4 protein-coding genes and 3 pseudogenes are annotated in these 5449 nt (G+C 41.3%); 5 read left to right on the forward strand and 2 right to left on the reverse strand.

What is annotated here, in order from left to right; genetic code table 11:
- Positions 1-129, forward strand: a pseudogene (locus tag O9290_RS26270) (RNA-guided endonuclease TnpB family protein); the annotation flags it as partial.
- Positions 130-173: 44 nt separating this feature from the next.
- Here O9290_RS26270 and O9290_RS26275 read toward each other — a convergent pair.
- Positions 174-1001 carry a YaaW family protein gene (locus O9290_RS26275; protein ID WP_288055998.1) on the reverse strand — a complete coding sequence of 276 codons (828 nt, stop codon included), beginning with the start codon at positions 999-1001 and terminating at the stop codon, positions 174-176.
- 97 nt (positions 1002-1098) lie between these two features.
- Here O9290_RS26275 and O9290_RS26280 point away from each other — a divergent pair, with 97 nt between their 5' ends.
- The 4 genes and pseudogenes from O9290_RS26280 to O9290_RS26295 all read left to right on the forward strand — a co-directional run.
- A complete protein-coding gene (locus O9290_RS26280; RefSeq protein WP_288055995.1) occupies positions 1099-2043 on the forward strand; it encodes an NAD(P)/FAD-dependent oxidoreductase in 945 nt (314 codons plus the stop codon).
- Between the two features lie 98 nt (positions 2044-2141).
- Positions 2142-2396 (forward strand): DUF7219 family protein, encoded by a 255-nt coding sequence (locus O9290_RS26285; RefSeq protein ID WP_002758977.1) that lies wholly within the window; start codon positions 2142-2144, stop codon positions 2394-2396.
- Between the two features lie 219 nt (positions 2397-2615).
- On the forward strand, positions 2616-4679 hold the full coding sequence (locus O9290_RS26290) for an ABC transporter ATP-binding protein/permease (RefSeq protein WP_288087700.1): 2064 nt from the start codon (positions 2616-2618) through the stop codon (positions 4677-4679).
- Positions 4680-4872: 193 nt separating this feature from the next.
- A pseudogene (locus O9290_RS26295) lies at positions 4873-5325 on the forward strand (GNAT family N-acetyltransferase); the annotation flags it as partial.
- On the opposite strand, the pseudogene O9290_RS26300 reads toward O9290_RS26295, so the two are convergent.
- Positions 5317-5449 (reverse strand): annotated as a pseudogene (locus O9290_RS26300) (IS630-like element ISMae24 family transposase); the annotation flags it as partial. The pseudogenes O9290_RS26295 and O9290_RS26300 sit on opposite strands and share 9 nt — an antisense overlap.

Consider the following 5449-nt stretch of genomic DNA (forward strand, 5'->3'; position numbering starts at 1 on the left):
AGTAAAAATATTTTGGCCGCAGGGCTTGCGGTGTCAGTCTGTAGAGCGACCATAAGACCAGAACAGAGTAAATCTGTTAAGGCAGGTGCGGAACCCCGCAAGGGAAAGAAGCAGAAACCTAAATCGTGAGGTTTGGGAATCACCGTCCGTTTTACGGCGGCGAGGATGTCAAGCTATGCAGGTTGCCAACAATCGTCACGGGTCAGACGAATTTGGGCAAGGGCAAAAATAGTCGGGATAATCCGGCCGTAATCGGTGGCGATCGCTTTCCAACCGAGATCGGCAATAAACCAACCCCATAGAGCCGGTCCTACCAAACTTAACACGGTTCTGACCGCTCCGTAGCGGGCCGCCGCCGTAGTCATGCCCTGTTTAGCCGTTTGTAGGGCTAATTGATTAGCAATTGCCCCACCCTGGACTAGGGCAGTTTTTGCCCCTTGATAGCGGGCAAAATGGAGAGCGAACTGCCCGGCGATATGTTTGAGCAGAATCGGTTTCAGGATAGAATTAATGGCGATGACGCTACTGCCTTTGAGGACTATATCGAGGGGATTGTGTTGTAGGTGAACGGGTAAGGGTTGGGGAGTGTGGGAATCCGCGAGTGCCTTTTGAATTTGAATCGAGAGGGATTTTTGTTCCGATGGGGGGAGACGTTTCCAAGCTTTACTAACCAGATGAAGATATATTTCTGCTTCAATTTCCGTTGTCGGCATTTTTTGGGAGTAGGGAACCTTGAGAAAATGACAGACACGGATCAGAATCTGACGATAACTTACTTTTTGGGTTGTACCCTTTAATACTGTCACACCATCGGCGGCTAGATAACGAAAACGATCCTCAACGCTATCTAACCAACTTTCCCAATCTTGACTTTGAACTGCGATTGCGTCGGGCGCTCGTAGATAATCGAGAGGGTTAAAACGACGACAAAAGAGGATGTTAGTAATTTGCTGTAGTTCCTCCTCGGTGGCTAACTCCAAAGCTGTGCGTAATTCGTCCAATGTGGTTTGTCCTCCTCAGCCCCAATAATCAACTTAGTTTCGCTAGTGCTGATTACTACTAATATTAACTCAAGGGTTCACAGGATTAGGAAGGCTAGTGACAAATTTTTCGATTAAGGTTGGGATCATTGGTGCGGGTTTAGCCGGGTTAACCTGCGCTCGTCAGTTGTGCGATCGAGGTTATACTGTTAAGCTATTTGATAAGTCTAGAGGCATTGGTGGTCGTTTAGCCACGCGACGGGTTAACCGAGTCAATCAAGTGATTGCTGTGGATCATGGTTTGCCTTTTTTGACTATTCAGGGCGAAAAAACGGCGGCTTTAATTGATAATCTCCTGAGAGAGAATCTAGTTACTTCTTGGTTTGATTCTAGCTATGTTGCTCCTTCTGGCATCAATAGCGTGGCGAAATTTTTAGCTCAAGGGTTAGAAATTGAACGAGATTTTCTGGTTACTCGTCTGGAAAATCGTCAAGGAAAATGGGTTTTAAACAATAACGGTCAAATTCGGGGGGAGTTTTCGGCGATTGTCTTAGCTATTCCCGCCCCGCAAGCAGCGTTATTGTTAGAAAACTCTCCCATAACTACTATGCCAGAATTGCGATCAATCGTTTACGATCCCTGTTTAACGGTAATGGCGGGTTATGGCGATTCTTTACCCGCAGTTGCTCCCTCCACCGATATCGCTTGGTTAGGACTTGATAGCAGTAAACGGCAATCATCCCCTGATTATGTCTTTGTTGTGCATAGTAGTGGAGATTTTGCGGTTAAATATCTCGATAGCGAGGATTTAGAAGCAGTTAAGCTAGATTTGCTCTCTCGTGCTTCTTTGCCTCTCCCCGATTGGTCTCAGCTGCACCGTTGGCGTTATGCTTTAGTCCGTCAGGGTTTAGCTGTACCCTGTTTAAGTGTTAATAGTCCTTTACCTCTAGTTGCCTGTGGTGATTGGTGTCAAGGGGGAGATTTATCGAGAAATTCTTCCCTAGAAACGGCCTTAACTTCTGGGATAGCGGCAGCTAATCAAGTTCAGCAGCTACTCTCTTAAGAATCTAGAGACAGGTTTAAATTCTTAGGTTAAGCTTAAGTTAACAAAAGTTTAAATATATAATAATGTAGATATCCTATACTGGGGGGTCGGTAACAATGGAAAAATTCAATTCTAAAGATAACTTTCTCTACCCTAAAACCAGCTACAGGGGTTTATTCACGCCACAAAATTTAGTTTTTAACGCTAATTTGCAGGAATTCGCCCTGAGAGTCTCTTTTATCGCTGGTTTACACAGTGGGGGAAAGCTTACCTCCACGGAAGCTTACGAGAAAATTAACCAGCTTTGGCAAGAGTTGAATACCAGTCAAAAATTCCTACTAGCTAATCATTTTGAGGATGACGGAGATTGAGAGACGGGGGTTTTTCAGTGACCAGTAAACAGCATCTAGACTGCCACAGTAACAAAAGTGGGTCAAGTAGTTCTTAGTCAAGTCAGAGCTTTCTGGCCATAGCTGGCTTTCATCTTCTAGATAAAAATGTTATCAAAAGACAACAAGAGGTAATTCTGCCGCTACAATATGATAGCGAGTTGTCAAGAGAACAGTAAAAGAACTGCCAATTGGATCTAGATGCCTCAATATACTACTAAACAAGCAACGGAAAACCCTGTTGTGTCCGACCAGTCCGCCAATAATCCCTTTTCACTATTTGGTCAATTTTGGGAAAGCCTAAAAATTGTCGCTCAACCCTATTGGTATCCAACGGAGTTAAATGGACGCGCCTTTGGAGATGTGATCATTTCTTGGGGGATGTCAGCTTTGATCCTTTTAAGTATCTTGGCAACGGTGGGGGTAGAAGCTTTTAGTAGCTACTGGAATCGTTATGTACTCGACATTATTATTGAAGATAGAGATCTTTCTAAATATCTAAATACGCTGTGGTTATCCAGTTTGTTGATTATATTAACAACGGGGTTATTTGCTTTTTCTCAATTTATTCGTCGCAAAGTAGCCTTAGATTGGTATAAGTGGTTAACCAAACAAACCGTTAAAAAGTATCTCAATGCTCGCGCTTATTATAATATTGATTTTACCTCAGCTTTAAAAAATCCCGATCAAAGATTATCTCAAGAAATTGAACCAATTACGACCATGACCCTAAGGTTATTAATCACCTTCGTGGAAAAAGGGTTACAAATGATTACTTTTGCGATTATTCTTTGGACAATTTCTCGGCAAATTGCGGTTTATCTGATAATTTATACGATCGCAGGAAATTTAATAGCAATTTATCTAACTCAAGAATTAAACAAAATTAATCAATCGGAGCTTAATAATAAAGCTGATTATAATTATGCTTTAACCCATGTGCGTAACCACGCCGAATCCATTGCTTTTTTTCAGGGAGAAGAGCAGGAAGAAAAAATCATTGAAGGCCGTTTTCAACGGGTTATTCAAAGCTCGGAAAAACTGATCAATTGGGAACGGTTTAATAATCTTTTTAATCGAGGTTATCAGTCAGCGATTAGTGTATTTTCAATGTTTATTTTGACCCCGATGTTTATTAAAAATGAAATCGATTATGGGGAAATTAGTCAAGCGAGTTTATGCTGTTTTCTTTTTTCTAATGCCTTGGGACAATTAATTACTGAATGGGGAACATCGGGTAAAGTTTCAAGTTATATTGAACGGTTAGCTACCTTGACAGATGCCTTAAAAGTTGCCAGTGAAGAGCCGAAAAACTTAAGTCGTATTACCACCCTGGAAGATAATCGTCTAGCTTTTGAAAATTTTACCCTACAAACTCCCGATTATGAAAAGGTAATTGTGGAGAATTTATCGGTTTCTGTCCCTTTGGGAGAAAGCCTACTCATTATTGGCCCCAGTGGTCGAGGAAAAAGTTCCTTGTTACGAGCAATCGCCGGTTTATGGAAAGCAGGTAGCGGCCGTTTAGTGCGTCCTCCTTTAGCTAAAATGTTATTTTTACCCCAACGTCCTTATATTATCCTTGGCACTTTACGGCAGCAATTACTTTATCCCCATACCAATGAACAGGTGAGCGATGAAGAATTAGAAAATATCTTAAAAAAAGTCAACCTGCAACATTTATTAACTGACAAAAATACCTTAGATAAACAAGTCAATTGGGAACAGATTTTATCCCTCGGAGAACAGCAAAGACTAGCTTTTGCTCGACTATTAATCACTAAACCCACTTTTACTATCTTAGATGAAGCAACTAGCGCTTTAGATTTGGCCAATGAAGCCAGCTTATATCAGCAATTACAGGAAAGTGAAACCACTTTTATTAGTGTTGGTCATCGGGAAAGTTTATTTAATTATCATCGATGGGTCTTAGAGTTAACAGAAAATTCCCATTGGCAGCTGTCAACTGTAGAAGATTATCAGCGCAAAAAAGTGAATAACCTAGTGATGATGTCAAAAAAATCAGAAAATTTTTCGGCGGTAAAAATAGAGACTTTGTCTGAGGTTAAAACTGAGCATGATGTGGAAATTGCAGGAGTTTCTGAAATAGCCGAAGGTTTGTCCCATCAACAAATGCAGTCTCTAACTGATTATTCTTTAAGTAACGTCCGGAGTCGTGCCAGTTTAGGTAAAATCATTACTGCCAAAGATGGTTTTAATTATCATTATGATAAAGACCCAAAAACCTTAAAATGGGTGAGAATATAGCTAATGGGGTGACAAACAGATTGAAATTGAGACAGGGTGTGGGGGGTAGGGTGTAGGGGGTAGGGAAAATTTTTCAGACTTCCCCCTCTCAGGAGAACTAGAGAATGAGGTTTTTGCTGGGTAAGTTGATTAACAAGCTACTAACTGATAACTGATAACTGATAACTGATAACTGGTATAGGAGTTTTATCAAATGAAAGCACTGGAAAAACTGGTGACGGAACGATTATATTTAGTCCCCTTCAAGCTTGAACTTCTCAAGGCCGCAATTATAGGTATCGATGAATTAGCAACAATTTTGGGGGTAAAAGTTGCAGCTGACTGGGCCGAACAAGAGTTGATTCAAGCTTTCCCTGATATTGCGAATATTTTGCTGCAATTCCCCTTACAAAATGAGTGGGGGTGGGGGAGTTTAATTATTCATCAAGCAGAAAATACCCTTATTGGTCATGTGATGATCAAAATTATTCCTGATGTCACAGGTTTACCCACAGATGCTGTAGAAATTGGCTATCAAGTAGCACCGTTATATCGACGACAAGGCTACGCATCTGAGGCGACAAAAGCAATGATGGACTGGACACTTTCTCAACCTGGTATGCAAACAGTGACCGCTGGCTGCGCTCCCGATAAGTACCTAGGCAAAATTAATTACATACTCGCCTCCAAAATTGTCCAGCACTTTTTTAACGTAAGCGAGGAGGCTCTTTCGGTCTTTATAGGCGCTAAATTCAATCCATTCATATTTTAAAAATCTCCATAATATTTCA

Origin of the sequence: Microcystis sp. LE19-41.2A, assembly GCF_027530405.1 — a bacterium.
Taxonomy (GTDB): Bacteria; Cyanobacteriota; Cyanobacteriia; order Cyanobacteriales; family Microcystaceae; genus Microcystis; species Microcystis aeruginosa.

Bases quoted from the DNA above. Each gene is read 5' to 3' on its own strand.
- O9290_RS26285 (WP_002758977.1), top strand. From the start codon at position 2,142: ATGGAAAAATTCAATTCTAAAGATAACTTTCTCTACCCTAAAACCAGC.
- O9290_RS26290 (WP_288087700.1), top strand. From the start codon at position 2,616: ATGCCTCAATATACTACTAAACAAGCAACGGAAAACCCTGTTGTGTCC.